This is a genomic window from Brachybacterium atlanticum (assembly GCF_025669985.1).
GTDB lineage: Bacteria > Actinomycetota > Actinomycetes > Actinomycetales > Dermabacteraceae > Brachybacterium > Brachybacterium conglomeratum.
Window position 1 is genome coordinate 39,342 of the sequence record NZ_JAKJJW010000014.1, and the last position, 26,353, is coordinate 65,694.

The 26,353-nt window shown below is 71.6% G+C and carries 27 protein-coding genes; 12 read left to right on the forward strand and 15 right to left on the reverse strand.

Translation table 11 applies throughout. The annotated features are described in order from the left end of the window. Positions 1 to 46: 46 nt before the first annotated feature. On the forward strand, positions 47 to 1,636 hold the full coding sequence (locus tag L3K22_RS08775) for a GMC family oxidoreductase (RefSeq protein WP_263311039.1): 1,590 nt from the start codon (positions 47 to 49) through the stop codon (positions 1,634 to 1,636). 181 nt (positions 1,637 to 1,817) lie between these two features. After that, positions 1,818 to 3,833: a BCCT family transporter gene (locus tag L3K22_RS08780; RefSeq protein ID WP_263311040.1), complete on the forward strand. Its 2,016-nt coding sequence runs from the start codon at positions 1,818 to 1,820 to the stop codon at positions 3,831 to 3,833. Between the two features lie 108 nt (positions 3,834 to 3,941). Here L3K22_RS08780 and L3K22_RS08785 read toward each other — a convergent pair whose 3' ends face one another. Next, on the reverse strand, positions 3,942 to 4,310 hold the full coding sequence (locus L3K22_RS08785; protein WP_263311041.1) for a nuclear transport factor 2 family protein: 369 nt from the start codon (positions 4,308 to 4,310) through the stop codon (positions 3,942 to 3,944). A 9-nt stretch (positions 4,311 to 4,319) separates the two neighbouring features. On the opposite strand from L3K22_RS08785, the gene L3K22_RS08790 reads away from it, so the two are divergent. After that, complete coding sequence (locus L3K22_RS08790) at positions 4,320 to 4,463, forward strand: hypothetical protein (RefSeq protein WP_263311042.1); 144 nt, start codon at positions 4,320 to 4,322, stop codon at positions 4,461 to 4,463. A gap of 33 nt (positions 4,464 to 4,496) precedes the next feature. Here L3K22_RS08790 and L3K22_RS08795 read toward each other — a convergent pair whose 3' ends face one another. Genes L3K22_RS08795 through L3K22_RS08805 form a run of 3 tightly spaced genes read right to left on the reverse strand, consistent with a single transcriptional unit; the run spans position 4,497 to position 8,222 of the window. Beyond that, positions 4,497 to 5,393 (reverse strand): alpha/beta fold hydrolase, encoded by an 897-nt coding sequence (locus tag L3K22_RS08795; protein WP_263311082.1) that lies wholly within the window; start codon positions 5,391 to 5,393, stop codon positions 4,497 to 4,499. Further along, entirely contained in the window at positions 5,278 to 5,730 is a 453-nt protein-coding gene (locus tag L3K22_RS08800) for an NAD(+)--rifampin ADP-ribosyltransferase (protein WP_263311043.1), read from the reverse strand. The genes L3K22_RS08795 and L3K22_RS08800 overlap by 116 nt, the downstream gene beginning before the upstream one ends. Continuing rightward, positions 5,727 to 8,222 carry an excinuclease ABC subunit UvrA gene (locus L3K22_RS08805; protein WP_263311044.1) on the reverse strand — a complete coding sequence of 832 codons (2,496 nt, stop codon included), beginning with the start codon at positions 8,220 to 8,222 and terminating at the stop codon, positions 5,727 to 5,729. Before L3K22_RS08805 ends, L3K22_RS08800 begins: the two co-directional genes overlap by 4 nt. Positions 8,223 to 8,341: 119 nt before the next feature. On the opposite strand from L3K22_RS08805, the gene L3K22_RS08810 reads away from it, so the two are divergent. Beyond that, positions 8,342 to 9,982, forward strand: a complete 1,641-nt coding sequence (locus L3K22_RS08810; protein WP_263311045.1) for an alkaline phosphatase D family protein — start codon at positions 8,342 to 8,344, stop codon at positions 9,980 to 9,982. A 6-nt stretch (positions 9,983 to 9,988) separates the two neighbouring features. Here L3K22_RS08810 and L3K22_RS08815 read toward each other — a convergent pair whose 3' ends face one another. Together L3K22_RS08815 and L3K22_RS08820 are read right to left on the reverse strand one after the other, a co-directional pair. Continuing rightward, positions 9,989 to 10,336, reverse strand: coding sequence for a putative quinol monooxygenase (locus L3K22_RS08815; protein ID WP_263311046.1), 348 nt, complete (start codon positions 10,334 to 10,336; stop codon positions 9,989 to 9,991). Further along, a complete protein-coding gene (locus tag L3K22_RS08820; RefSeq protein WP_263311047.1) occupies positions 10,237 to 11,532 on the reverse strand; it encodes a condensation domain-containing protein in 1,296 nt (431 codons plus the stop codon). The genes L3K22_RS08815 and L3K22_RS08820 overlap by 100 nt, the downstream gene beginning before the upstream one ends. Before the next feature lie 47 nt (positions 11,533 to 11,579). Between L3K22_RS08820 and L3K22_RS08825 the strand changes: the two genes are divergently transcribed. Continuing rightward, positions 11,580 to 12,386, forward strand: a complete 807-nt coding sequence (locus L3K22_RS08825; protein WP_263311048.1) for an alpha/beta fold hydrolase — start codon at positions 11,580 to 11,582, stop codon at positions 12,384 to 12,386. Here L3K22_RS08825 and L3K22_RS08830 read toward each other — a convergent pair. The 3 genes from L3K22_RS08830 to L3K22_RS08840 form a co-directional block, all read right to left on the reverse strand. Next, on the reverse strand, positions 12,373 to 12,858 hold the full coding sequence (locus L3K22_RS08830; protein WP_263311049.1) for a GNAT family N-acetyltransferase: 486 nt from the start codon (positions 12,856 to 12,858) through the stop codon (positions 12,373 to 12,375). The genes L3K22_RS08825 and L3K22_RS08830 overlap by 14 nt on opposite strands. After that, complete coding sequence (locus L3K22_RS08835; RefSeq protein ID WP_263311050.1) at positions 12,851 to 13,033, reverse strand: hypothetical protein; 183 nt, start codon at positions 13,031 to 13,033, stop codon at positions 12,851 to 12,853. The genes L3K22_RS08830 and L3K22_RS08835 overlap by 8 nt, the downstream gene beginning before the upstream one ends. A 184-nt stretch (positions 13,034 to 13,217) precedes the next feature. Next, positions 13,218 to 14,219 carry an IS481 family transposase gene (locus L3K22_RS08840; protein ID WP_263311051.1) on the reverse strand — a complete coding sequence of 334 codons (1,002 nt, stop codon included), beginning with the start codon at positions 14,217 to 14,219 and terminating at the stop codon, positions 13,218 to 13,220. Positions 14,220 to 14,343: 124 nt separating this feature from the next. Between L3K22_RS08840 and L3K22_RS08845 the strand changes: the two genes are divergently transcribed. The 3 genes from L3K22_RS08845 to L3K22_RS08855 are packed head-to-tail and all read left to right on the forward strand — an operon-like array spanning position 14,344 to position 16,402. Further along, on the forward strand, positions 14,344 to 15,063 hold the full coding sequence (locus L3K22_RS08845; RefSeq protein WP_263311052.1) for a histidine phosphatase family protein: 720 nt from the start codon (positions 14,344 to 14,346) through the stop codon (positions 15,061 to 15,063). Then, entirely contained in the window at positions 15,060 to 15,635 is a 576-nt protein-coding gene (locus L3K22_RS08850) for a DUF3090 domain-containing protein (RefSeq protein WP_263311053.1), read from the forward strand. The genes L3K22_RS08845 and L3K22_RS08850 overlap by 4 nt, the downstream gene beginning before the upstream one ends. Continuing rightward, a complete protein-coding gene (locus tag L3K22_RS08855; protein ID WP_263311054.1) occupies positions 15,635 to 16,402 on the forward strand; it encodes an SCO1664 family protein in 768 nt (255 codons plus the stop codon). Before L3K22_RS08850 ends, L3K22_RS08855 begins: the two co-directional genes overlap by 1 nt. Positions 16,403 to 16,702: 300 nt before the next feature. Here L3K22_RS08855 and L3K22_RS08860 read toward each other — a convergent pair whose 3' ends face one another. From L3K22_RS08860 to L3K22_RS08875, 4 genes are all read right to left on the reverse strand, one after another. Next, on the reverse strand, positions 16,703 to 17,122 hold the full coding sequence (locus L3K22_RS08860; RefSeq protein WP_070502224.1) for a PIN domain nuclease: 420 nt from the start codon (positions 17,120 to 17,122) through the stop codon (positions 16,703 to 16,705). After that, positions 17,113 to 17,337, reverse strand: coding sequence for a type II toxin-antitoxin system VapB family antitoxin (gene vapB / locus L3K22_RS08865; protein ID WP_053918634.1), 225 nt, complete (start codon positions 17,335 to 17,337; stop codon positions 17,113 to 17,115). Before vapB ends, L3K22_RS08860 begins: the two co-directional genes overlap by 10 nt. Positions 17,338 to 17,429: 92 nt before the next feature. Further along, positions 17,430 to 18,515: a redox-regulated ATPase YchF gene (ychF, locus tag L3K22_RS08870; protein WP_263311055.1), complete on the reverse strand. Its 1,086-nt coding sequence runs from the start codon at positions 18,513 to 18,515 to the stop codon at positions 17,430 to 17,432. A gap of 204 nt (positions 18,516 to 18,719) precedes the next feature. Beyond that, positions 18,720 to 19,370, reverse strand: coding sequence for an NAD(P)-dependent oxidoreductase (locus L3K22_RS08875; protein ID WP_263311056.1), 651 nt, complete (start codon positions 19,368 to 19,370; stop codon positions 18,720 to 18,722). A gap of 258 nt (positions 19,371 to 19,628) precedes the next feature. On the opposite strand from L3K22_RS08875, the gene L3K22_RS08880 reads away from it, so the two are divergent. Continuing rightward, the gene (locus L3K22_RS08880) at positions 19,629 to 19,997 is read left to right on the forward strand and encodes a winged helix-turn-helix transcriptional regulator (protein WP_263311057.1); all 369 of its coding nucleotides are present in this window, start codon (positions 19,629 to 19,631) and stop codon (positions 19,995 to 19,997) included. Positions 19,998 to 20,055: 58 nt separating this feature from the next. Further along, complete coding sequence (locus L3K22_RS08885) at positions 20,056 to 21,264, forward strand: DNA recombination protein RmuC (RefSeq protein ID WP_263311058.1); 1,209 nt, start codon at positions 20,056 to 20,058, stop codon at positions 21,262 to 21,264. A 110-nt stretch (positions 21,265 to 21,374) separates the two neighbouring features. Here the strand turns inward: L3K22_RS08885 and L3K22_RS08890 are convergent, their stop codons facing one another. Together L3K22_RS08890 and L3K22_RS08895 are read right to left on the reverse strand one after the other, a co-directional pair. After that, a complete protein-coding gene (locus L3K22_RS08890) occupies positions 21,375 to 23,399 on the reverse strand; it encodes a vWA domain-containing protein (RefSeq protein ID WP_263311059.1) in 2,025 nt (674 codons plus the stop codon). Between the two features lie 64 nt (positions 23,400 to 23,463). Next, a complete protein-coding gene (locus L3K22_RS08895) occupies positions 23,464 to 24,477 on the reverse strand; it encodes a 4-hydroxy-3-methylbut-2-enyl diphosphate reductase (RefSeq protein WP_263311060.1) in 1,014 nt (337 codons plus the stop codon). Positions 24,478 to 24,606: 129 nt separating this feature from the next. On the opposite strand from L3K22_RS08895, the gene xseA reads away from it, so the two are divergent. Together xseA and L3K22_RS08905 are read left to right on the forward strand one after the other, a co-directional pair. After that, a complete protein-coding gene (gene xseA / locus L3K22_RS08900) occupies positions 24,607 to 26,001 on the forward strand; it encodes an exodeoxyribonuclease VII large subunit (RefSeq protein ID WP_263311061.1) in 1,395 nt (464 codons plus the stop codon). 2 nt (positions 26,002 to 26,003) lie between these two features. Further along, positions 26,004 to 26,324 carry an exodeoxyribonuclease VII small subunit gene (locus tag L3K22_RS08905; RefSeq protein WP_373318020.1) on the forward strand — a complete coding sequence of 107 codons (321 nt, stop codon included), beginning with the start codon at positions 26,004 to 26,006 and terminating at the stop codon, positions 26,322 to 26,324. The last annotated feature ends 29 nt before the right edge of the window (positions 26,325 to 26,353 follow it).

Consider the following 26,353-nt stretch of genomic DNA (forward strand, 5'->3'; position numbering starts at 1 on the left):
GGGACGGCACGCCTCGCCCCACCCCTCTCAGCAGGAAGCAGAAGAGATGACCCAGAAGGACCTCACGTCCGAGAACCCCATCGCCGAGTACGACTACATCGTGGTCGGCGGCGGCTCCGCCGGAGCCGTCGTCGCCGCCCGCCTGAGCGAGGACCCGAGCCTCGAGGTGGCGCTGCTCGAGGCCGGCCCGCACGACCTCGATCACGAGGAGGTGCTGCAGCTGAAGCGCTGGCCGGAGCTGCTGGAGTCGGGGCTGGACTGGGACTACCCGATCGAGCCGCAGGAGAACGGCAACTCCTTCATGCGCCACGCCCGGGCCAAGGTGCTGGGCGGCTGCTCCTCCCACAACTCCTGCATCGCCTTCCACCCGCCGGCGGAGGACATGGACCTGTGGGAGCGCCTCGGCGCCGAGGGCTGGGGCTCCAAGGACATGCTCCCGCTCATCGAGCGCCTGGAGAACAACCGCGACCGCGAGGGCGCCGGCCACGGCAGCGAGGGCCCCGTCGAGCTGATGGACGCCCCGGCCGACGACAAGCTCGGCATCGCCCTGCTCGACGCGTGCGAGCAGGCCGGGATCCCCCGCGCCCGCTTCAACGACTTCTCCACCGTCGTCAACGGCGCGAACTGGTTCCAGGTCAACCGCCAGGCCGACGGCACCCGCGCCTCCTCCTCCGTCTCCTACCTCCACCCGATCCGGGACCGGGAGAACCTGCACGTCCTCACCGGGCACCAGGTCATGCAGGTCCTCTTCGACGAGGACCAGCGGGCCACGGGCGTGGAGTACATCGACAACTCCTTCGACCGCTCCTCGATCATGAACGCCCGCAAGGAGGTCATCCTCTCCGCCGGCGCGATCGACTCGCCGAAGCTGCTGATGCTCTCCGGTATCGGCCCCGCCGATCACCTGCACGAGGTGGGCATCGCGGTGCGCGTGGACTCCCCCGGCGTCGGCTCGAACCTGCAGGACCACCCCGAGGCGGTCATCTCCTGGGAGTCGACGCAGAAGATGACGCGCGAGTCCACCCAGTGGTGGGAGATCGGGATCTTCACCCCCACCGAGGAGGGCCTGGACCTGCCGGACCTGATGATGCACTACGGCTCGGTGCCCTTCGACATGCACACCCGCCGCCAGGGCTACCCCACCTCCCCGGAGTCCTTCGCCCTGACCCCGAACGTCACCCACGCCCGCTCCCGCGGCACGGTGCGCCTGCGCACGATCGACTATCGCGACAAGCCGAAGGTCGATCCGCGCTACTTCACCGACGAGGAGGGCCACGACATGCGCGTGGCCGTCGCGGGCATCCGCAAGGCCCGCGAGATCGTCGCCCAGTCCGGGATGGACGCCTACCGCGGCCGGGAGCTGTTCCCCGGCGAGGACGTGCAGAGCGACGAGGAGATCGCCGACTACGTCTCGAAGACGCACAACACCGTCTACCACCCCGCGGGGACGGTGCGGATGGGCGCCGCCGACGACGAGATGTCGCCGCTGGACCCGCAGCTGCGGGTCAAGGGTGTGAAGGGCCTGCGGGTCGTGGACGGCTCGGTCATGCCGCAGCTGGTCGCGGTGAACCCCAACATCACCACGATGCTGATCGGCGAGCGCGCCGCGGACCTGATCCGCGAGCAGCAGGCCTGATCCGCCCCCACGGGGCCTGATCCGCGCACTCCGCGAGGCCGTGCCCCCTCCGCGAGACCGTGCCCCCTCCGCGAGACCGTGCCCCGAGACCGCGCCGGGCAGGGCCGTCCATCGGCCCTGCCCGGCGTTGCAGCACCCGCACCACGATTCGCTTCCCCGACTCCCCACGAACGGAGACCTTGTGAACACCGAGGACGACTCCCACCAGAGAACGGAGCAGACCCAGCGCTCCGCGCCGCGACGTCGAGCCGCCCGCCGCTCGGACAAGCTGGCGACCTTCGACTATGCACGCCCCAAGTACCCCCACAACATCCACCCCGCCCTCGTGCCCGGCATCGCCATCGACGAGCAGCGCCGCCGCTACAGCATCGACAAGTTCGTCCTCGCCGTGGCCGGGGTCCTCGCCGTCGGATTCGTGATCTGGGGCATCGTCGCCACCGACAGCGTCAGCGTGGTCGCGAACGCGGCCTACGGCTGGGTGATGGAGCACCTGGGGTGGCTGTTCAACGCCGTCGCCAGCATCGTGCTGGTGACCATGCTGGTCCTGGCCTTCACCCGCTACGGCAGGATCCCGCTGGGCAAGGACGAGGAGCGTCCCGAGTTCTCGACCTTCAGCTGGGTGGCGATGCTGTTCGCCGCCGGGCTCGGTATCGGCGTGATGTTCTGGGGGCCCTCGGAGCCTCTGACCTACTTCCTGTCCCCGCCGCCGCTGACGCATGAGGCGGAGTCCACCGAGGCCATGCACCACGCCCTGGCGCAGACCTACTTCCACTGGGGCTTCCACGCCTGGGCGATCTACGCCCTGGTGGGCGGGGCCGTCGCCTACTCCGCATACCGACGCGGCCGCACCCTGCTGATGTCCTCCGTGTTCGAACGCCTCTTCGGCAAGAAGCGCTCCGAGGGGTGGGCCGGCCAGCTGGTGGACATCTTCGCGATCATCGCCACCCTGTTCGGCACCGCGGCGGCCCTGGGCATCGCCGCTCTGCAGATCGGCGAGGGGGTCGTCATCGTCTCCGGCGCCTCCGAGCTGACCAACACGGTGCTGGTGCTGATCATCGGCGTGCTCTCGATCGGCTTCGTGATCTCGGCGGTCTCGGGGGTCTCCCGCGGCATCCGCTACCTCTCCAACACCAACATCGTGCTGACGATCGGCTTCGCCGGGCTGATCTTCCTGCTCGGCCCGACGCTGCTGCTGCTGAACCTGGTGCCCTCCGGCGTCATGCAGTACTTCAACTCGATGTTGGAGATGATGGGCCGCTCGGCCTCCTGGGGCCAGGACACGCTCGACTTCCAGTCCGCCTGGACCGTCTACTACTGGGCCTGGTGGATCTCCTGGTCGCCCTTCGTCGGCATCTTCATCGCCCGCATCTCCCGCGGTCGCACGATCCGCCAGTTCATCCTCGGGGTCATCTTCATCCCCTCCGCGCTGCTGTTCGTGGCGTACGGCGTGATGGGCGGCACGGCCATCTCCATGTATCGCGACGGGAAGCTCGGGGAGATCGAGACCGTGAACCCGGCTCAGGTGCTGTTCGACATGGTGGAGAACCTGCCGTTCGCAGACGTCCTGCCCGTGCTGATCATGGCGATCCTGGCGATCTTCTTCATCACCGCCGCGGACTCGGCCTCGGTGGTGATGGGCATCCTCACCACGCGCGGCAGCCAGAACCCGCCCAAGCTGCTGGTGGTGTTCTGGGGCATGGTGATGGGCGGCATCGCCCTGGTGATGCTGCTGCTGGGCGACGAGTCCGCGCTGCAGGGCCTGCAGTCGCTGGTGATCATCACCGCGGTGCCCTTCGCGATCATCGTGCTGCTGCTGATCATCGCCTGGCTGCGGGAGCTGAGCACCGATCCGCGGACGCTGCGCGAGAAGTACGCGGACACCGCCCTGCGCAACGCCATCGTGACGGGCGTCGACAGGTACGACGACGACTTCGAGCTCCAGGTCGTCCCCTCGGCGCCCGGGACCGGCGCCGGAGCGGACGTCGAGTCCACGCATGCGGACTACACCGACTGGTACCGCCGTACTGATGAGGACGGCAGGCCCGTGGGGTACGACTTCGAGACCGACACCTGGGCCGACGGCTGGGAGCCGGAGAACGCGGGCGACGGCACCGGCGGGGCGGACGCCGCCCCCACCGACTCCGACGACACCACCGCCGGCGACGGCGGCAACGGCACGAGGAGGGGCCAGTCATGACATCGGTCAGGCAGAGAAGCACCCCCTGGCCCACACGGAGGACTTCCGGCACTTCGCAGAGCACGGCACGGACCTGCGTGAGGAGGAGGGCCGACGGGCTGAACGAGCTCAGCGGGCGGCGGGGGTGTCCTGGCTGAAGGTGTTCCACCAGCGATCCTCGCGCCGCTGCCAGAGCGAGGTGATGAAGAAGGTCTCCGCGGCCTGCTCGCGCGCGGCGCGGGCGTCGGCCCGGTAGCTCAGCAGCACAGCGTCCTGCCCCACCCGCAGCAGCCGCGCCTCGGACAGCGCGAAGTCCGCGGTGATCGGCCCGTCGGCCAGCTGGGCGAGATGGCGCTCCAGGTCGTTGACCCCATCGGTCTCCACGCCGAGGAAGTCCGGAGGCAGCAGCTCCCGCTCGGCCGCGACGTCCCCCGTGACCTGCGCCTGCCACACCTGCTCCTCGAGGGCGAGGAAGAACTGCACGTCGTCGGGTTCCATACGCTCATCGTGCCATTGCCCCCGGGTGTCGGCGCGCACCGGCGGCAAGCAGGGGCGGCGCACCGCTACAGGATCGACGGCTTCGCGATGCCGAAGCGGGATCTCGCCGAGCTGCTGGAGGCGATCCGGGCCTACCTGGCGGCACAGCGATAGCTCGGCGCACTCGCCACCGGTCGGCCCAGCCCCTCAGCCCTCCGTCGCGCGATCGGCGAAGGCGAGGATCTCCTGCACGACGTCGTCGCGGGTGGTGGGCTCGTTGTGGACCTCGTGGCGCACGCCCGGGTAGATGCGCGTGCGCACGTCGGTGCAGCCGGCCTCGTGCAGACGGTTGGCGACGTGAAGCGCGCCCTCGCCGTAGTTCGCCACCGGGTCCTGGTCGCCGGCGAGGATCAGCACGGGCAGTCCCGCGGGCAGGTCGGAGTAGAACGCCTCGGAGTTCGCCCGGTCGTAGACGTCCACGAAGCCCTGGAGGAAGCGGGCGCTCATGGGGGCGCCGAAGTTGTTGAGGGGGTCGCGGCCGTGGTCGGTGACGACGTCCTCGTCGAGCGCGACCCAGGCGGTGGGCCCGGCGTCCTCCCCGAAGCGGTCGAGGAACCCGTCGAAGAGCTGGGCGACGAGCTCCTCGGGGGCGGGGTCGGCCCTCTGCGCGCCGGTGGCGAGGGCGGCGAGCGCCTCGCGGTCGATGCTCGCCTCGATCCCTCGCATCTGCGCCGCGATCCCGCCGAGCACCAGACCGGCGAGCTGCGCCTGCGGTGCGGTCGCGACGACGCGCGCGATCATCGAGCCCCAGCTGTGGCCGTAGAGGACGTGCGGCAGGCCGGGCAGGATCTCACGGGCACGAGCCTGGAGCGCGAGCTCGTCCTCGACGACGATGCGCGCCGCCTCGTCCCCGGCGTCCGCCCAGATTCCCGAGCGCATCGCGGTCGCGCCGTGGCCGGCGTGGTCGCCCGCGAGGACGGCGAAGCCGTCATCGACGAGGGCGCTGATCACATGCAGGTAGCGGCGGGAGTGCTCGCCGAGCCCGTGGACGATCTGCACGATGCCACGGGGCTCGGCGGCGGGCACGTGCAGCCACGCCTGGATCTCGTCGCGACCGTTCGCGGAGGGGAAGGTGATCTCGTGCAGGGCCATGGGGTCTCCTCGTGCCGGGGTGCCGCGCCTCTGCGCACGGCCGTAGCCAGCCTAGCCGTGGGGGGGGGTGTCCGCGCCCTCGTCGATTGATGATCTCGGCGGCCGGTCCCCGCCGTCGCGGCGAGCGAGTGAAGCAGGCGTGGTTCATGACCACGTCGTCCTGGTAGCGCGAGCGGTGGCCTGCGGTGATCAGGTCCCCCGGCCGCAGCGCCGCGCGCGTGCCGTGGAAGTACTGGGGGTGCTGGGGCTCGTCTTCGCTCTCCACAGGCGGAGTGCCCGTCGCCGTCATCCGCCCAGGTGGCGGCGCAGATGGGTGCCCGTGAGGCTGTCGTCGTCGGCGGCGATCTGCTCGGGGGTGCCGCGGGCGACGAGGCGGCCGCCCGCGGCGCCGCCGCCCGGTCCCATGTCGATCACCCAGTCGGCGTTGGCGATCAGGTCGAGGTCGTGCTCGATGACCAGGACGGTCGCGCCGTTGTCGACGAGCCGGTCCAGGACGTGCACGAGGGTGCGCACGTCCAGCGGGTGCAGGCCGACGCTCGGCTCGTCGAAGACGAACACGGCGTCGCGCTGGGTGCGTCCCATCTGCCCGGCGAGCTTGAGCCGCTGCGCCTCGCCGCCCGAGAGGGCCGGGGTGTCCTCGCCCAGGGTGAGATAGCCGAGCCCGAGGTCGACCAGGGTCTCGAGGGTGCGACGGACGGCGCGGACGTCGCCGACGAGCTCGATCGCCTCGGCGACGGTGGCGGAGAGCAGGCCGGGCAGGGTCACGTCCCCTCGCCGGATCTCCGAGGCCTCAGGGGCAAAGCGGCTCCCCTCGCAGTCGGGGCAGTCGATGTCGACGTCGGGCAGGAACTGCACGTCGAGCTCGACGCGGCCCGTGCCCTCGCAGCGCGGACAGCGCAGGGAGCCGGTGTTGTAGGAGAAGTCGCCCATGGTCAGTCCGCGCTCCTGCGCGGCCGGGGTGCGGGCGAACTCGCGCCGCAGGGGGTCCAGCACGCCCGAGTAGGTGGCGACGGTCGAGCGGACGTTCACGCCGATCGGGGTCGCGTCGATGCGGTGGACGTGCTCGACCCCGTCGGCCTCGAGCGCACGGACATGAGCGGGCAGGTCGCGGCCCTCGCTGCTCGCGCGCAGGGCGGGCACGAGCGTCTCGAGCACCAGGGTGGTCTTGCCCGAGCCGGAGACGCCGGTGACCGCGGTGAGGCGGCCGCGCGGCACGGAGACGTCGAGCTCCCGGACGGTGTGCAGCGGCGCGCTCTCCAGGCGGATCGCGCCGTGCGCGAAGACGTCCTGCTCGGCGGCGCGCTCGCGGACGACGATCTCCTCGCGGCCGTCGAGGAACGGGCCGAGCCGGGAGGCGGCGTCGGCGATGATCTCCTCGACGCTCCCCTGGGCGATGACGGTGCCGCCGTCGCCGCCCGCGCCGGGGCCGATCTCGAGGATCTCCTCGGCTTCGCGCAGCAGTTGCACGTCGTGGTCGACGACGAGCACGGAGTTCCCGTCGGCGAGCAGGTCGCCGATCAGCTCGACGAGCCCGTCGATGTTCGAGGGGTGCATGCCGATGCTGGGCTCGTCGAGCACGTAGAGCACGCCGGTGGTGCGGTTGCGGACGGCACGGGCGAGCTGGGCGCGCTGGCGCTCCCCGGTGGAGAGGGTGGAGCCGGCCCGGTCCAGGGAGAGATAGCCGAGGCCGAGGTGGACGAGACGCTCCGCCATCTGCAGGAACTGGTCCACGAGCCCGCGCGCCATCGGATGCATCTCGGACGGTAGGGGCTCGATGATCCTCGGCGCCCAGTCCAGGAGCTCGTCGAGCGTCATCGCGGAGGCGGCGGCGAGGTCCTTCCCGTCGATCTCGGGTTCCCGCGCCGCGGGCGAGAGCCGCGTGCCCTCGCAGGCGGGGCAGGTGCGCTCGACGAGGAAGCGGGAGACGCGGGCGAGCCGCCTCTCGTCATGGGCGCGGCGCAGCTCCTCGGTGACGGTGAGGCGGGCGTTGCGGAAGGTGAAGTCGAGGTCGTGGGCGCCCTTCTTCGAGCGGACCGTGATCACCTTCTTCTCCTCGGGACCGTCCAGGACGATCTCCTTCTCCCAGTCCTCGAGGTCCCGCCAGGGCACGTCGGTGCGCACCCCGAACTCGCGGGCGATGTCCGGCTGCACCTTCCAGCCGAACATGTTCCAGGGCTTCACGGCGCCCTCGTCGAGGGTCTTCGAGGGGTCCGGGACCAGGGCGTCGTCGTCGACCTCGCGCACGATCCCGGTGCCCTCGCAGGCGGGACAGGCGCCCTCGGAGTTGAAGGCGAGCGCCTCCGCGCCGGGCGGGTCCACGTCCGCTCCGCACTCCGGACAGGGATAGGGCTCCTCGGCGGCGACCAGCAGCGAGGGCGGGACGCGGTGCCCGTTCGGGCAGAGGTGGGAGGCCAGGCGCGAGTACATCAGTCGCAGCACGTTCAGCAGCTCGGTGGAGGTGCCGAAGGTGGAGCGGACGCTCGGCACCCCGGGCCGTTGGCGCAGCGCGAGCGCGGCGGGGACGTGCACGACCTCATCGACGTCCGCGCGCGGGGCCTGCGCCATGCGTCGACGGGTGTAGGTCGACAGCGCCTCGACGTAGCGGCGGGAGCCCTCGGCGTAGACCACGCCCATGGCGAGGGAGGACTTGCCGGAGCCGGAGACGCCGGCGATCGCGACCAGGCGGTCCAGCGGGATGTCGACGTCGAGGCCGCGGAGGTTGTGCACGCGCGCTCCGCGCACCTCGATGTGGTCGGGTCGCTGCGGCGTCGCTGTGCTCATGGCCCCACGGTAGTCGCGTGCTGCGGGGACGACGACAGGGCCGGGCGGTGACCGCCGGGCCCGCTCGGAGTTCATCGTCGGGCCATGCCCTCGTCACCCTGGCGGAGTTCACTCCCGACATGGACACCTTCCGCTCCCCTGCCCGTCGCACCCTCCTCAAGGGCGCCGCCGCGGCCTCCCTCGCCGCCGCGGTCCCTGCCGTCACCCCGTCCGCCGCCGCCCGCCCCGCGCCCTCCCGCCCCGCCGCCGCTCGCCTGACCCTGCCCTCCGGCCTGCAGACCGGCGACGTCACCATGGACTCCGCCGTGCTCTGGACCCGCGCCTCGGGCGAGGGCCGGCTCCACGCGGTCCTGCACGCCCTGGACCGTGAGGGCCGTCGCTTCACCTCCTCCTCGAGGGGCCGCGGGAGGGCCCGCGGCCGGGACGGCGTGCCGATCGTGCTGCGCGGCCCCTGGGCCACCGAGCGGACCGACTTCACCGCCCGGATCAGCGCGACGGACCTCCCCTCCGACACGATGTACGAGGTCGAGCTGTTCTTCGAGGACGAGAACGGGAAACGGGGCGAGGTCGGCGTCGGCCGCTTCGGGACCGCACCCGGGCACCGCTCCGACGGGGCGCAGTCCTTCGTCTGGACGGCCGACACCGCCGGCCAGGGCTACGGCATCAACCCCGAGGTCGGCGGCATGTTCGGCTACGAGGCGATGCGCGGAGTGGAGCCGGACTTCTTCCTCCACGCCGGAGACACGATCTACGCCGACGGCCCGATCGAGGAGAGCATCGAGGAGCCCGACGGCACGATCTGGCGCAACCTGGTCACCGACGAGGTCGCGAAGGTCGCCGAGACCCTGCGGGAGTTCCGCGGCCGCCACAGCTACAACCTGAGGGACGAGAACATCCGCGCGCTGTACGCCGAGGTCCCGGTCATCGCCACCTGGGACGACCACGAGACCACCAACAACTGGTGGCCCGGCGAGGTGCTGGAGGACGACCGCTACAGCGTCGTCGACGTGGACACCCTCGCCGCCCGGGGCCGACGCGCCTGGCAGGAGTACCAGCCGATCGCCGACGTCCGCTCCCTGACCCCCGGCACCGGCTTCGAGCCGGAGCGCATCTACCGGAAGATCTCCCGCGGCCCGGCGCTGGACGTGTTCGTGCTCGACATGCGCACCCACAAGGGCGAGAACACCGACGGGCGCGAGCAGCGCGCCACGTCGATGCTCGGCGAGGAGCAGCTGCAGTGGCTGCTGAAGGGTCTACGCAGATCGCAGGCGACCTGGAAGGTGATCCTCGCGGACCTGCCGCTGGGGATCGTGGTGCCCGACGGCGAGGGCCAGGAGTCGATCGCCAACGCCGAGGACGGCGCGCCCCTGGGCCGTGAGCTGGAGCTCGCGCGCCTGCTGTCGGGGATCAAGTCCCAGCGCACCCGCAACGTCGTCTTCCTCACCGGCGACGTCCACTACTGCGCCGCGCACCACTACTCCCCCGAGCGGGCCGCGTTCACCGACTTCGACCCGTTCTGGGAGTTCGTGGCCGGACCGATCAACGCCGGCTCCTTCGGCCCCAACGAGATGGACGGCACCTTCGGCCCCGAGGTCGACTTCCAGAAGGCCGGCCCCGCGATGGGCTCCCCGCGCGACGGGAAGGGCCAGTTCTTCGGGCGGGTGGAGATCGCGCCCGACGGAGAGGAGTTCACCGTCGAGCTGATCGATGCCGGCGGCGAGGTGCAGTACACCCGCACGCTGACGCCGCAGCCCCGGTGACGGGGCCTAGTCCCGCGTAGGACTGACGACATAGTCCCGTGCGATCCCCGACGTGGCCTCGAAACAGGCGCTGGAGCGGACGCGCTCCCGGTGCGCCTCGAAGGCGGCGTGGTCCCTGAACAGCTCGGAGACGCTCCAGACCAGGGGGTCCTCCGTCGGCTCGACCGCGACGCGGAGGCACCCGGGCTCTGCCAGGGTGAGGGCGACGTGCTCGGGCAGGTGCCGCCTGAGGGCGTCGGCCTCCGCGAGGAGGATCAGCCTCCTCCGGCACCCGCTCGACGCATGCGGGCGACGAGGTCGTCCAGCCAGGCGCCCACGCTCTGCCGCGCCTCCGGGGTGTCCGGGTACCGGCACCGCAGGTGGATGCCGGAGGTGTCGGTGACGAACCACAGCATCACCCCGTCGGTGCGGATGCCGGCGCTGATGTACTGGGCGTCCAGGCCCTGGTTGTCGATCGTCACCGGCAGGCGACGCATGTCCAGCCACGACACGGCCAGCATCCCCGGCGCCTCGGGCATGCCGCCCCATGGCGTCATGAGCTCGGCGAGCGGATGGGAGCCGAGCCGCAGCGACTCCTTGAGCGCGGCGGCGCAGGCCGACGGGTCGGGATCGCCGGACTCCAGCACCGAGTTCGTGATGAACCAGCCGACGGAGTCGTGCCAGCGCTGCTCGTAGCGGCTGTGCACCGGGAACACGGCTCGCAGCGCCGTGCCCGCCAGGTCCCGGGTGGTGCTCGTCATCGCGGAGATCGTCAGGGCGAGGGTCGAGACCCCCTCCTGCCGCGCCCGCTCGGAATAGGCCGCCAGAGCGTCGGCGTCGAGCACGTCCCGGACGACGACCCGCTCGGCATGGGCCAGCGGAGCTCCCAGCGGCAGCGGGAAACGGGGCATCGCACCGCCGCCCGCGTCGATGACCTCCTGCCAGCGCCGCTGAACTTCCTCCGGCGCCGGGGGAAGGTCCTGGAGAGCCTGCGTGTGCTCGACGAAGGCAGGCACGTGCGCCGGTGCGGGGACCCCGCCCCGCTGGATCCTGTCGAGGGCGGCCAGCAGGTCTCGGACGATGACCAGCATCGACCACATGTCCACGTGAGAGTGGTCGGCGGCGACCACGAGCGTGGGCCCGTCGGACGTTTCGATCATGCACAGCCGGTGCGAGGGTCGCGAGAGCGGTCGGCAGTGCGCGTCCAGGACGCCCTGCAGCGCGGAGCTCATCGACTGCCCGGGCGCGACCTCGTGCTCGACCCAGGTCCCGGGACCGTACGTGACCTGGTGCAGCGATGGGGGCAAGTCTCCATGGTCCACGAAGACGGTGCGCAGGGTGCCGTGGGTCCGCACCACCGCCGTCCACGCGGCGGCGAGCTCGTCACGTTCGAGGGGGCCGGGCAGCCGGAAGGCGAGAGCCATCCAGGACCCGGGCCGGTCCCCGAGCTGCACGTGCCGCGCCTGGTCGAAGGAGATCGGCAGAGACCGTCCGGGCGCCGACGCCTCGAGATCGATCCCGAGCAGAGGCCCGAACGGCAGCCGCAGGTGGGAGACGTGCGTGAGCCGCATGGCGCTACTATAGGCGCGACCAGCGCAGATGCAGAGGCGGCGATCAGATGCACAGGATCGAGGTCCCCGGAGCGCAGATCGCCTGGGCGTTCAGCGACGAGTCCGGCCCGCCTGTGGTCCAGCTGCACGGGCTCACCTCGAGCCGATCCCGCGATCGGCTGCTGGATCTCGATCTCGGCCGCGGGCTCTCCGACACGCGACTGCTGCGCTACGACGCGCGCGGGCACGGACACTCCACCGGCCGTCCGGTCCCGGAGGACTATCTGTGGCCCACCCTCGCCGAGGACCTGCTGCACCTGCTCGAGGTGTGGTTCCCCGGCGAGCAGGTGCACGGCGTGGGCCCCTCCATGGGGGCGGGCACGCTGCTCCACGCGGCGGTACGGGAGCCCGACCGCTTCAGCGGGTTCACCCTGCTGCTCCCGCCGACCGCCTGGGCGACGAGGGCGGCGCGGGCCGAGGAGTACCGCAGGGCCGCCACGTTCCTCGAGGCGCACGGCGTCGAGCGCGTGCTCGCGGCCGACGCCGCGGCCCCGCGTCCGCCGGCGGCACCAGGCCGCCCCGACACGGTGCCTCATGTCGCGGCGGATCTCCTGCCCGCCGTCTATCGCGGGGCGGCGCTCAGCGACCTCCCGGCGCCGGAGCAGATCGCGGGTCTCGCCCAGCCGACCACGGTGCTCGCCTGGATCGGCGACCCGGGTCACCCGGTCTCGACCGCCGAGGCGCTGGTCTCGCTCATGCCGAACGCCGCGCTGCAGGTCGCCTCGATGCCCGAGGAGGTGCGACGGTGGCCGGCCGTGCTCGCCGCCGACATCGCACGGTCGCCCACCCCGCCTGGTGCGCTCACAGACCGATGAGCAGGGGCAGGGCGTCGAACTCGGGTGCCGGATCCGCCCGCAGCCGGCCGTAGGTCTCGACGTCGATGCGCTGCCCGTCGATGAGGAACTTGCCGCGCTCGGTGAGCGCCCATTCCGCGACGGTCGCGGCCGCACGGCGGGTGAGGCCGCGTCCGCGCGCGCGGTGCGTCATCCAGTACCAGAACCAGCCGCTGCGGTTCTCCTCGTCGACCGTGACGCCGATGACCCCGATCAGCTCGTCGGCCTCGACGATCGCCCAGGCCTCGTGCGACGAGCCCGCCTCGAGCAGGCGCGCGACGTACCGCTCGGCCCCCTCCGCAGTGGTCACGTCCCCCTGGCGGGCCATGTCGCCGGCCGAGGCGAACGCCTCGTGCACCGCCGCGGCGTCGGACATGCGGAGCCGTCGCAGCGCCACGGTCTCCCTGCGGACCTCACCGGTGCGGTGCGGCTCGATCCCGTCAGAGTCAGCCATCGTCCTCCGCCTCGGGCCGCACCGCGACCAGGCCGACGTCGATCCCCGCGTGCTGGATGACCCGGGTATGCGCCGGGGTGAACGAGTCGAGGAATCGCCGCCGCACGCGCTCCGGGTCGTAGCGCCCCAGGCGCTCAAGATCCGGCTGCATGACTACCGCACGGAGCTCGGCCATCCAGGCCGCATCGTCGACGCTGCTCGGTCGAACGCTCCGCTGCTGTGTCACGCGACGAGACCAGCCGCCTGCCGGCCGCACAGTCCGGCAGGGCCGGCACCGGGGATCGGGCCGCCGGGCGACATGGAAGGGGCCCTACCCCGTGATTGATGGACAGAGGCTGACGCGGACCTCGACCGCGCAGCTAGGTGTAGTTGGCAATGACTTTATCGACGCCGGTATGGAGTCGTGAGGCTGGGGGCTGATCGCTGCAGGCGGTGTGCGGGCGATGGTAGTCGTAGTGGTGGACCCAGATCCTGATCGCGTCTCGCCGCTCGTTCTCTGAGTCGTAGGCGCGGGCGTAGAGGCATTCGTCGGTCATGAGCCGCTGGTAGCGCTCGACCTTCCCGTTGTGGCGGGGCGTGTAGATCCTGGTGCGCTGGTGCCGGCCGATGAACGCCCTGGTTGACCGTCGGAATGCCTTGGCGGTGTAGTTGCTGCCGTTGTCGGTGATCAGGCGGGAGATCCGCGTGATGCCGTGCGCGGTGAAGAACGTCCGGGCTCGGTGGAAGAACGCGATGGTCGTTGCGGCGGTCTCGTCCTCGAGTGCTTCGGTGTAGGCCAGGCGGGAGAACCCGTCGATGATCGAGTGGAGGTAGGTGTAGCCGATCCGCTGGGAGTGCTTCTTCTTGTCCTGCACGGAACCGCGGCCATGCGCCCACCACCCGCCGCCGTCGCGGAGCTTGCCGATCTTCTTCACGTCCATGTGGACCATGTGCCCGGGATAGCGGGCATGGATCTTCCCAGGTCGGCGGAGGTTCTCTCCGTCCGGGGTGATGTCCCGGATCCGGTTCAATCCCAGCCGGTCCAGCCAACGAGTCACCGTCCGCACGCAGCATGCGAAGCCGTGGCCGTCGGTGAGTTCGCGGGCGATCCGGCGGGCGGACCACTTCTTCTCTCGTCGCCAGGACTCGATCAGCTCGAGCACCCAGACCGGGAGCCGGGTGGGTCGCTTCATTGGCGCGCTGGAGCGGTCCTGCAGACCGACCTCGCCATGCTCGCGGTAGCGGCCGACCCATTTCGACAGGGTCGAGCGGGAGATGTGGAACTCCGCGGCGACGTGCGCGATCGGACGGCCTCTCCCGATCACCTGGTCGACGGCTCGCTGCCTTCCAAGCGTCGTCAGCGGGGCATTACGGTGGGTCATGGAACGGGTCCCCTCCTGCGAGATGGTTGCTTAGACACCACCCATCGTGCCGGTCACGGGGCCCGTTCCCTCATCCCCGGCCAGCGTCCACAACGTCATGACCCGCAACAGCTAGGCTGGAGGGATGGCGACAGTTCTCCTCGTGCGGCACGGTCGCACCACAGCCAATGCGACAGGACTGCTGGCAGGGCGGACCCCCGGTGTCGCCCTGGACGCCCACGGACAGGACCAGGCGGCGCGGACCGGGGACAGGATCGCGGCAGTTCCCGTGGCCAGGGTGGTCTCCAGCCCCCTCGATCGCTGCCTGGAGACTGCCCGGGCCATCGTCGATCGGCAGACAGGCGCTCCGCCCTCGTCGGTCGATGACGAGCTCACGGAGTGCGACTACGGGCAGTGGCAGGGCCGCCGGCTCGACGAGCTCGCGAAGGAGGACCTGTGGCGGACCGTGCAGTCGCATCCCTCCGCAGTCGTCTTCCCCGGTGGTGAATCCCTGGCGGGGATGCAGGCCAGGGCGGTGGCGGCGATCAGACGTCATGATGCGGCCATAGAGACCGAGCACGGGCCGGGGGCGGTGTGGGTGGCGGTGAGCCACGGCGACATCATCAAGTCTGTCCTGGCCGATGCGCTCGGCATGCACCTGGACATGTTCCAGAGGCTCGAGGCGGGACCCGCCTCGGTGTCGATCGTGAGCTACGGCGCGAGCAGGCCGAGGGTCCTGGCGAGCAACACCGACTCCGGCGACCTGTCCTGGCTCGCGGAAGGCGCCCGCGCCGGCGACGCCGCGGTGGGCGGCGGTGCGGGAGCTCCCGCTGCCGACGGCCCGACGCCTAGGATCGTCCCATGACCGACGTGCCCGCCCATGTTCATGAGTTCGACTGGCCGGACCGGGTCGTCATCGGGACGATCGGACGTCCCGGGGCCCGGACCTTCTACCTGCAGGCGCGCACGGGGGCGCAGATCGTGAGCATCGCCCTTGAGAAGGAGCAGTCGGCCCTGCTCGCGCAGAAGATCGACGAGGTCCTCGACCAGCTCCGCGAGGTCGAGGGCAACCGCTGGAGCGTGCCCACCAGCACTCCCGTCGAGCTCGTCGACAACGATCCGCTCGACGCCGTCCAGGAGCAGTTCCGTGCAGGCACCATCGGCATCGGCTGGGACCCCACCATGGCGCAGCTGATCATCGAGGTGCATCCGCTGCCCGCCGACGACGAGCTCGACGAGGGGCTCGCAGAGGACGCGTTCGCGGAGGACTCCTTCGCCGAGGACTCCGGGATGCTGAGGGTGAAGATGCCCGTCGGCACCGCGAGGGCGTTCACCCAGCGCACCCGCGAGGTCGTGGACGCCGGGCGTCCCCTGTGCACGCTCTGCGGCCATCCCATCGACCCCGATGGCCACACCTGCATCATCCCCGAGTCCTGATGTCCCAGGCTGACCTGGTGACCGCCGAGCTGACGCTCACCGGTCGCCTCGCTACGGCGTCGAACGCGACGTTCCTGGGCAGCATCGGCGACGATGCGGTCGTGTACAAGCCGGTGGCGGGCGAGGCCCCTCTCTGGGACTTCCCCGGCGGGACCCTGGCCCGTCGGGAAGTGGCCTCCTTCCTGGTCTCCGAGGCCCTCGGCTGGGACGTCGTGCCGCGCACCTGGCTGCGCGACGGCCCGTTCGGCGAGGGGATGGTGCAGCTCTGGCAGGAGCGGGACCCCGATCAGAGCCCTGTGGACCTCGTCGCGGCGGACCAGGTGCCCGACACGGGCTGGCGGGCCGTCCTCGAGGGCGAGGACCAGGACGGTCAGCGGATCGTCCTGGCCCACGAGGACACGCCCGTGCTGAGGCGCATGGCGGTGTTCGACGTGATCGTCAACAACGCCGACCGCAAGGGCGACCACGTCCTCGCCATGGAGGGCGGGCACCGCTACGGCGTCGACCACGGCCTCACCTTCCACCACGACGACAAGCTGCGCACCGTCCTGTGGGGCTGGCTGGGCGAGCCTTTGACCGCCGAGGAGCTGGGAGGCGTCGGCCGCGTCGCCGACGAGCTGGACGGCGAGCTCGGCGAGCGTCTTGCGGAGCTGCTCAGCGCCGACGAGCTCGCAGCCCTCGCAGCGCGATGCGCCCGGCTGCAGGAGGACGGGCTCTTCCCGGCCCCGGGCGGCGAGATGCCGGCGGTGCCGTGGCCGCTGTTCTGAGCGCGGCCACCCTCTCCGACGACACCCCCTGGCGGCGGGCGACTGCACCGACCGCATGTCACGCAGCCGGCGTCATCACCTCGACACGATTGCCGAAGCCGTCGCGCGCAGAGCCCACCGCCCCGACGGCGGAGAGACTGCAGCTGCTGGCGGCGTGGAACGCCGCCGATGCGACAGAGCTGCGCAGGATCTGACGGAAGCACGGGCACTGGCGGCACCAGTGCCGGGACATCGTCTCGAAGCCCACTGAGATCCTGCACCGCCAGCCGATTCATGGGCCGGTGACGCGACCGCAATGGGTCAGTTCAGTACGAGCGTCTCCACAGGCTGACCGGTGACCTCCGCGATGAGATCGAAGTCCTTGTCGACGGCCAGGACGGTCAACCCCGCTTTCTCCGCCGTCGCGGCGATGAGCAGATCCGGGATGGACGGAGCGCGGTGCCGGCCACGATCGGCGAGGAGCATCTGCACCTCGAAGGCGCGATCCTCCATCGCGGGCGTGAGGTGCTCGATCGGCATGAGCGACAGCGGAGGCAACCCGAACGCCTCGCGCCCCACTTCACCCGAGCGGACGGAGAAGCCGAGTTCGAGCCGCGTCACCGTCGAAAGACGCATAAGCCCGCGCTCAATGCGCGAGTTCCACTCGGAGAGGCTCGCCGCCTGCCCGGCCTGCATCCGCACGTATGCCGATTTGTCGACCAACCAGTTCGTCACCGCCACGCGGCATCCATCACGTCAGGGTCAGCAAGATCCCTGAAAGCCTCCGCTGAGCGCCTCCAGTCATCAGCATCGACCGTGGCCGCTGCTGGAGGCGGGGCATCTTGCTCCAAGCGCCGACGCAGGTACTCGTTGCGCGAGAGCCCCAGGGCCGCCGCCTCAGCATCGATGCGCTCGACGGCAGACTCACTCAGACCACGGATCAGCACGTTCGTCATCACGACCACCTCCCCCAGAACGATATCGTGATATCACACTTGCGTCGAGGGCCACTCGGCTCCGACTGCGGCACACGCGCGAAGGTGCCTGCCTACACGTTGAAGCGGAACTCCACCACGTCGCCGTCGCGCATGACGTATTCCTTGCCCTCCATGCGCACCCAGCCCTTGGCCTTGGCCTCGGCCATGGACCCGGCCTCCATCAGCTGGTCGAAGGAGACGATCTCGGCCTTGATGAAGCCGCGCTCGAAGTCGGTGTGGATGACGCCGGCGGCCTGCGGGGCGGTCGCGCCCTTGGGGATGGTCCAGGCGCGAGACTCCTTGGGACCGGCGGTGAGGTAGGTCTGCAGGCCGAGCGTGTCGAAGCCGACGCGCGCGAGCTGGTCCAGGCCCGACTCCTCCTGGCCGGTACTCTCGAGCATCTCGGCGGCCTCGTCCGCGTCGAGCTCGATGAGCTCGGACTCGAACTTGGCGTCGAGGAAGATCGCCTCGGCGGGGGCGACGAGCTCGCGCAGCTGCTGCTGCATGGTGGTGTCGGCGAGGCCGTCCTCGTCGGTGTTGAAGACGTAGATGAAGGGCTTCGCGGTCATGAGCTGCAGCTCGCGCAGCTGGGCGACGTCGATGCCGGCGTCCTTCGCGCCCTGGTAGAGGGTCTTGCCGGTCTCCAGCAGGGCCTTGGCCTTGGTGACGTTCTCGAGCACGGCGGCGTCGATGAGGCCGCGCTTGGTGTCCTTCTCCAGGCGCTGCATCGAGTTCTCGATGGTCTGGAGGTCGGCGAGGATCAGCTCGGTGGTGATGGTCTCCATGTCGCCGGCGGCGTCGGTGGAGCCCTCCACGCGGGTCACGTCGGGGTCGGAGAACGCACGGGTGACCTGGCAGATCGCCTCGGCCTCGCGGATGTTGGCGAGGAACTTGTTGCCCAGGCCCTCGCCCTCGCTCGCGCCCTTGACGATCCCGGCGATGTCCACGAAGGACACGGTCGCCGGCAGCAGCTTCTGGCTGCCGAAGATCTCGGCGAGCTGCGCCAGTCGCGGATCGGGCAGCGGGACCACGCCGACGTTGGGGTCGATCGTCGCGAACGGATAGTTCGCCGCGAGGACCTCCGCGCGGGTCAGAGCGTTGAACAGGGTGGACTTGCCGACATTGGGCAACCCGACGATTCCGATAGTAAGAGCCACGGGAGATGAGTCTACGAGGCACGGGCGCTGCAGCAACGCCCTCGGACAGTGAGATCGCGGACCCTGCCCCGCACTGGGCCGCTCCGGGCCGTCGCGACGCCCGAGCGGCCGGCATGGCCCACCGGCGAACAATCACCCGGGGCCCGTCGCCGAAGAGCCCCGGGGCCCGTCGGCGCGCGGCCGACGGGCCCCGGAGAGGCACTCTCAGTACGCGACGGTGAAGCGGGTGCGGCGGTGGGCCGGGGTCTCGATCTCGTCGACCAGTGCGACGGCGAGGTCCTGGCCGGAGAGGTTGGAGTCTCCGTTCTCGTCGGTCAGCAGCACGTCGCCGCCGACGCGGTAGGCGCCGGTGCGCTCACCCGGGGCGAAGGAGCCGAAGCCGCCGGCGGGGCTGACGAAGAACCAGTCCAGCCCCTCCTCGGCACCGCGGAGGTCCTGCAGCACGGCGTCGAGCACGCGCGGCTCCTCGGCGAACTCCTTGGGAAAATCGGGGGTGTCCACGAGCTTCGGGCCGCCCTCGGCGACCAGCAGCGAGCCCGCCCCGCCGATCACGCCGAGCCGCACGCCCTTCTCGCGGGCGAGACGGGCGACCGTGCCGATCAGGGCTCGGAAGGCCTCGAGGTCGGCCATGTCGCCGCGGGGCGAGAGTGCGGAGACGACGACGTCGGCGCCGTCGAGCGCCTCGGCGAGGAAGGACTCCTCGCGCACGTCGCCGGCGCGGTGGGTGACCCCGGCGGGGACCTGCTCAGGGGCGGTGCGGCTGAGGGCGAGGACGTCGTGGCCGCGGTCTGCGGCCTCCTGCGCGAGGTGGCCTCCTGCGTAGCCGGTGCCGCCGAGGATGACGATGCGAGCCATGTGCTCTCCTTCCGCGCCCGCTGCGGGGCGCTGCTGCGAGGCACCGTCGAGGGTGCCGTCTCGATGAGCGATCCACAGTGTGGCGTGGACCTGGCTGCTCACTGTAGGTAACCTTCTCTCTGCGGGGAAGTAGGCACTTCGCGGTAACCCCTCGCCGCCGCCGACACTGCCCCGCGACGAGCTCCGGTCCGCCGGGTCGTCGACCTCTCTCACCCGCAGCCCGTCCGCCGCAGTTCCCGCCTTTGAGGAGACCGCCCGATGTCCACCCCACGCCCGTACGACCCCTTCGCCCGCGACTGCCCCTCGCGCCGCCTGCTGGACCGCATCGGCGACCGCTGGACGGTGCTGCTGATCACCACGCTCGAGGACGGTCCACGCCGCTTCTCCGAACTGCTGCGCACGGTCGACGGCATCTCCCAGAAGATGCTCACCCAGACCCTGCGCTCCCTCGAGGCCGACGGGCTCGTGCTGCGCACCGTCCACCCAGAGATCCCGCCGCGCGTCGAGTACGAGCTGACAGAGCTGGGGCGCTCGCTGCTCGAGCCGCTCGGGGCTCTGATCAGCTGGGCGACCGACCACATGGGCGAGGTGCAGGCCTCCCGGGACGCCGTGTCCGCAAACGCCTGACCGCGCGCCGGGTGTGCGGGTCCGCTCAGCTGTCCCACCCCCGTGATGTGCTGATCCCATGAGCGGAACCACGATGCTCCTGCTGGGTCTCGTCCTCGGCGCGCTGCTCGGCGCGGCCGTGACGTTCCTTGTGTTGCGCGAGCGCGTGCGCTCCGCGCTCACGCAGAACCGCGCGGGCGAGGACTCGGCCGATCGCTTGCTGCGCCTGGCCGACGAACGCCACGAGCGGGACGTCGCCCGGCGTGACGCCGCCGAGGAGGAGCGCGAGGCCGAGCTGCAGCGCACCCTCGCGCCGCTGACCGCGACCCTCGCCCAGCTCGAGCGGAACCTGGCCCGCTCCGAGGCGGCGCGCGCCGAGGCCGAGGGCGCGCTGCGCAATCACCTCGGCGAGCTGGGGCGTCGGGCGCAGTCCCTCGAGCAGGGCACCACCGCGCTCACCGCCGCGCTGCGCGCCCCGACCTCGCGCGGCCGCTGGGGCGAGGTGCAGCTGCGCCGGATCGTCGAGGCCGCGGGCATGCTCGAGCACGTGGACTTCTCCGAGCAGCTCGGAGGCACCCGGGCCGATGGGGAGAAGGGACAGCGCCCCGATCTCGTCGTCCACCTCTCCGGCGAGCGCACCCTGGTCGTGGACGCGAAGGCGCCGATGGACGCCTATCTCGACGCGGTGGAGGAGAAGGATCCGAAGCGCGCCCGCGCCCGGCGCACCGCGCATGCCCGAGCGCTGCGCCATCACGTGGACCAGATCGCCGGCAAGGCCTACTGGAAGGCGCTCGGGGACACCCCGGAGTTCACGGTGCTGTTCGTGCCGAGCGACGGGGTGCTCGCCGCCGCGCTCGAGTCCGCGCCGGATCTGCTCGAGCACGGCTTCGCGAAGGACGTCGTGATCGCCTCCCCCGCCACGCTCATGGCGCTGCTGCGCACGGTCGCGCACACCTGGCGCACCGACTCCCTGAACCGGGACGCCCGCGAGGTGCTCGAGGCGGGCCGCGAGCTGCACCACCGGCTCGGGACGTTCACCTCCCATCTGGGGAAGGTGGGGCGGTCGCTGGACTCCTCCGTCGCCGCCTTCAACGAGGCCGTCGGCTCGCTGCAGTCGAGGGTGATGGTGACCGCGCGGAAGTTCGAGGACCTGGGCCTCGCCGGCACCGCGGTCGAGGACGTCGAGCAGCTCACGCGCCGTGCCCGCACCCTCGAGGAGGACGAGATCGCGCAGCTCGCGAGCCCGGAGCGCCCGGCCGACGACCGCGGGGGCCGCGCCGCCGGCTGATCCGGGACGGAGGCGCCTCACCGTCGACCCCACCCGGATGACGCGCCGCCGGCGCAGCCGCGCAGGCCGCTCCCTGCCGCCGCGACCGCGCGTCCCTCCCCGTCGGCCGCTCAGCGGCCCCGGCGCACCAGCACGACCGCGCCGATCACGATCGCGGCCAGCAGCACACCGCCGCCGAGACCTCCGAGCACGGCCCACACCACCGGCGGCACGGAGAATCCGCTGCGCTCGTCCTCGGTCGGCGGGTCCTCGAGCTCCGGCGCACCGCCCCCATCCGAGGCGCCGCCGCCGTCGGAGGCTCTTCCGCCGTCGGACGCCTGGGGCGCCGCGCCGGGATCCGCGGCGGAGCGGTCCACCACCGCGCCCTGCCCGCTCAGCTCCGGCCCCTCGGCGGGCTCGCCCACCGCATCGAGGTCGAGCACGTAGGGCACCTCGAACAGTCGCTGCGCCGAGTAGTCGGAGGGGACCACGGCGAGCTGCAGGTAGTAGTCCCCGGCGAGGAAGGAGGTGCGGGCCTCGGTGCCGCCGTCCTCGCGGTTGCGGAACTGGATCGGCGAGGCCTGGTTCACCTGCAAAGTGGTCTTCGGCGCGGCCTTCGTCGAGACCCCGGTCGCCTCGCCCGAGGCCGACGGCGGCACCACGAGGTACACGTCGTCCCTCAGCGGCGAGTACATCCGGGCCTGCAGCGTCAGCCCCATCCCGGGGGGCACCTCGAACTCGCCGAGCGCGATCGCCGCGCGGACCTGCTGGCCGTACTGAGCCGGGATGCGGAAGAACTGCACCTCGCCGGGGATGATCGTGCCGCGCATCGGCCCGTCGAGGTCCTGCACGGCGGAGGCGAAGGAGAACGCGGGCTGGACCTGCTCACCGTCGGTCGCAACGGCGAGCGGCTCCTGCGGGCGCACGTACTTCGCGGCGGGAGGCAGGCCGTCCAGCGCCACCTTCTCCTCCGCGAAGAACTGCAGCTCGACCGGCACCGCCTCCTCGAGCGCCGGGTCTCCGGTGCGCTCGACCTCGAGGATCACCGTGCCGTCGGCATCCTGCCCGAAGCAGGTGAGGTTCGCGGTCTCCCCCAGGCGCGGGGTCGCGACGGCCGCGGTGATCGGCCCCTGGCCCAGGTCGGCCTCCGCGCGGGCCTGGACCTCGCCGATGCGGCAGTCGACCCCGTCGGCCGAGCTGGTGGCCAGGCGCAGCTGCGCGAGGCTGCTGGCGTCCCCGCCCCCGCCGGGCAGCACCATCGTCGCGGTGAGATGCGCGATCTCGCCCTCGGCGAGCTGCAGGCGGTAGAAGCGGGAGAAGCCCTCGCCGTCGTCGATCGCGGCACTGCCGTGCTCGAGCACGTCGAGGAACGAGCCGGGCGCGAGATCCACGGCGGTCTCGGGGCTGGTCCTGCCGGTGATCGGCTGCCCCTGGGTGGCGTACCCCTGGATCGCGCGGGTCATCTTCACCAGCAGCTCGTCGCGCAGGGTCTCGGCGTCGGTGGCATCGGCGAAGGTGCCGCCGGTCGCCTCGGCGATGCAGGCCAGCTCGTCGCGGGCGTCCTGCTCGGCCTTGAAGCCGATCGTGTGGATGCGCATCTCGGGGTGCTTCTGCGCGAGATCGGCGGCGACCTCGCAGGGCGGCGGGCCGCCGCACTCGTCGATCCCGTCGGAGACCAGCACGATCGAGCGCATCTCCGCCTCCGGCAGTTCGGCCGCGGCCTTCGTCAAGGACAGGCCGATCGGGGTGTACCCGGAGGGCTGCACGCCCTCGATCGCGCCGAGCAGCGCCTGGCGGTCCAGACCCTCTGGCTTCACCAGGGTCTTCACGTCCTGGCAGCCGGCCTCCTGGCTCGCGGCGGTCGCAGGATCGGAGTTGCCGTAGGTCATCAGGCCCACGCTCGCGTCCTCAGGCAGCATCGGCACCAGGGTGCTCAGCGCCTCCTTGGCCACGTCCATGCGGCTGCGCCCGCCGACGTCGTCGGCCCGCATCGAGCCCGAGCCGTCCACCACCAGCATCGACGGGGCGGTGCGGCCGGTGTTGTAGCCCTCGGCGCGGGCCTGCGGCAGAACGGCCGGGGCCAGCACGGCGAGGGAGACGAGCAGGGTCGCCAGGAGCGCGAGGGACAGCGGGCGGGCGGCCGTGCGAGGGATCACCGGACCATCATGCCGAATCCCGACGGCTCCCGCCGGTCGCCTCCACAGCGAGGTGACCGTCGGGTCAGGACTCGGCGGTGGCGCGATCCCCGGTGGGCTTGGTGCGGCGGTCGGACTCGCCGCGGCTCTTCATCTCCTGGCGCAGCTCGCGCGGCAGGGAGAACATGAGGTCCTCGGTGGCGGTGCGCACGGGCTTCACATCGCCGAAGCCGCGCTCGGAGAGCTCGGCGAGCAGCTCCTGGACCAGCACGTCCGGCACGGAGGCGCCGGAGGTCACGCCCACGCTCTCCACACCCTCGAACCACTCCTCGCGCAGCTCGGAGACGCTGTCGATGCGGTGGGAGGCCTTCGCCCCGGCCTCGAGCGCGACCTCCATCAGGCGCACGGAGTTCGAGGAGTTCGGGGAGCCGACGACGAGGACGAGGTCCGCATCGGGGGCGATCTTCTTGATCGCGACCTGGCGGTTCTGGGTCGCGTAGCAGATGTCGTCGCTGGGCGGCGCCTGCAGGGTGGGGAAGCGCTCCTTGAGACGGTCCACGGTCTCCATCGTCTCGTCGACGCTGAGGGTGGTCTGCGAGAGCCACACGACCTTCTCGGGGTCGCGCACGGTGACCTTGTCGACGTCCTCGGGGCCGTTCACGATCTGCACGTGCTCCGGCGCCTCGCCGGCGGTGCCCTCGACCTCCTCGTGGCCCACGTGGCCCACCAACAGGATGTCGTAGTCCTGGCGGGCGAAGCGCACCGCCTCCTTGTGGACCTTGGTGACCAGGGGGCAGGTCGCGTCGATGGTGCGGAGACTGCGCTCCTCCGCCATCTCGCGGACCTTCGGGGAGATGCCGTGGGCGGAGAAGATCACGAGCGCGCCCTCGGGCACCTCGTCGACCTCCTCGACGAAGACGGCGCCCTTCTCCGTCAGGCGGTCCACGACGAACTTGTTGTGCACGATCTCGTGACGGACGTAGACGGTCTCGTCATAGTGCTCGAGGGCGCGCTCGACGGCGACGACGGCACGATCGACGCCCGCGCAGTACCCGCGGGGCTCGGCAAGGAGGACGGTTCCGGTGCTCACGCCTCCCATCGTAGGAGGCCCGCGCCTGAAGTGGCAGGTCGTGGGGCAAGAGTCACCAACCCTCCACAGGGCGGGGACATCCACTGCCGCTGTCTTCCGGTCCGCGCGATGTCGGCCGGTCGTGGAAGAGTGGACCCCATGACGCAGACGACCCCCGATCCGGGCGGGGCGGGCGAGGGCGCCGAGGTGACCGGCGCCCCGGCCGCCGGGGCCCGCCCGCCGCTCGCCGCGACCGCCGCGCAGACCACGGCGGAGAACCCGTGGCCGCTGCGGCAGCTGTCCGTGAAGGTGGGCGAGTACGTCGCGCGGATGTCCCCGCTGTGGGTCGAGGGCGAGATCGTGCAGCTGAACCGTCGGCCGGGCGCGGGGCTGAGCTTCATGACCCTGCGCGACATCGACGTGGACATGTCCTTCTCGGTGCCGGTGCGCGAGCACGTGCTGCGTGCCCTGCCGGTCGAGCCGGTGCCCGGCGCGCGCGTGGTTGTGCATGCCAAGCCCAGCTTCTGGACCAAGCGCGGCAGCCTCCAGCTCGAGGCCGACGACATCCGCCCCGTCGGGCTCGGTGAGCTGCTGGCCCGGCTCGAGCAGCTCAAGCGCGTGCTCGCCGCGGAGGGCCTGTTCGCCGCCGCGCGGAAGAAGCCGCTTCCCTTCCTGCCGCGCGTGGTGGGGCTGATCTGCGGGCGGGAGTCCGCCGCGGAGCGCGACGTGGTCGTCAACGCCCGTCGGCGCTGGCCCGCGGTGCAGTTCGAGATCCGCGAGGTCGCGGTGCAGGGCACGAAGGCGGTGCGGGAGGTGTCCGCGGCGCTGAAGGAGCTCGATGCCCGCGAGGACGTGGACGTCATCATCATCTCGCGCGGCGGCGGCTCCCTCGAGGACCTGCTCCCCTTCTCCGACGAGCAGCTCACCCGCCTGGTCGCGGGTGCCGACACCCCGATCGTCTCCGCGATCGGGCACGAGGTGGACACCCCGCTGATCGACCTCGCCGCCGACGTCCGCGCCTCCACCCCCACCGATGCGGCCAAGCGCGTGGTGCCCGATATCCAGGCCGAGCTCGAGCAGCTGGACCTGGGCCGCACGCGCCTGCGCGCCGCGATCCGCGCCCGCATCGAGCGGGAGCAGTCGGGGCTGGACGCCATGCGCTCGCGGCCCGTGCTCGAGAACCCCTCCAGCATCCTCGCCGGCCGCGCCGACGAGATCCGCTCCCGCATCTCGCTGGCCCGCACCCTGATCGGCTCGCGCCTGGACCGGGTGGCCGACGAGGTCTCCCACCTCGGCAGGCAGGTGCGGGCCCTGAGCCCGCTGGCTACCCTCGAGCGCGGCTACGCCGTGGTGCAGACGGCCGACGGCACGATCATCCGCGCCCCCGAGCAGAGCGAGGTCGGCGAGGCGCTGTCGGTGCGGGTCGCCGGCGGCCGGTTCGGCGCCCTGCACGTGGACACCGACCCCTACACCCCGCCTGCCCCGCAGGCGCCGACCGACGACCGGGCCCGCCCCGAGCAGGACCGGACCGAGAACGACGAGGAGACCGCATGAGCATGCCCGATGCCCCGGAGAACGAACTGACTGCCGACGAAGGCGCTCCCGGCACCCCGGGCACCGCGCCCGTCACCCCGGCCGGGGACGAGAAGGCCCTCCCCGCCGATATCGCCGAGCTGTCCTACGAGGCGGCCCGCGACCAGCTCGTCGAGGTGGTGCGCCGCCTCGAGTCCGGGCAGGGCGGGCTCGAGGACTCGATCGCGCTGTGGGAGCGCGGCGAGATGCTCGCCCGTCGCTGCCAGCAGTGGCTGGACGGGGCCCGCGAGCGGCTCGAGGACGCCGTGGCCGCGCGGCGCGAGGAGGACGGCGCCGAGCGCTGAGCGACCGCTCCGGATCGTCGGCCGAGGCC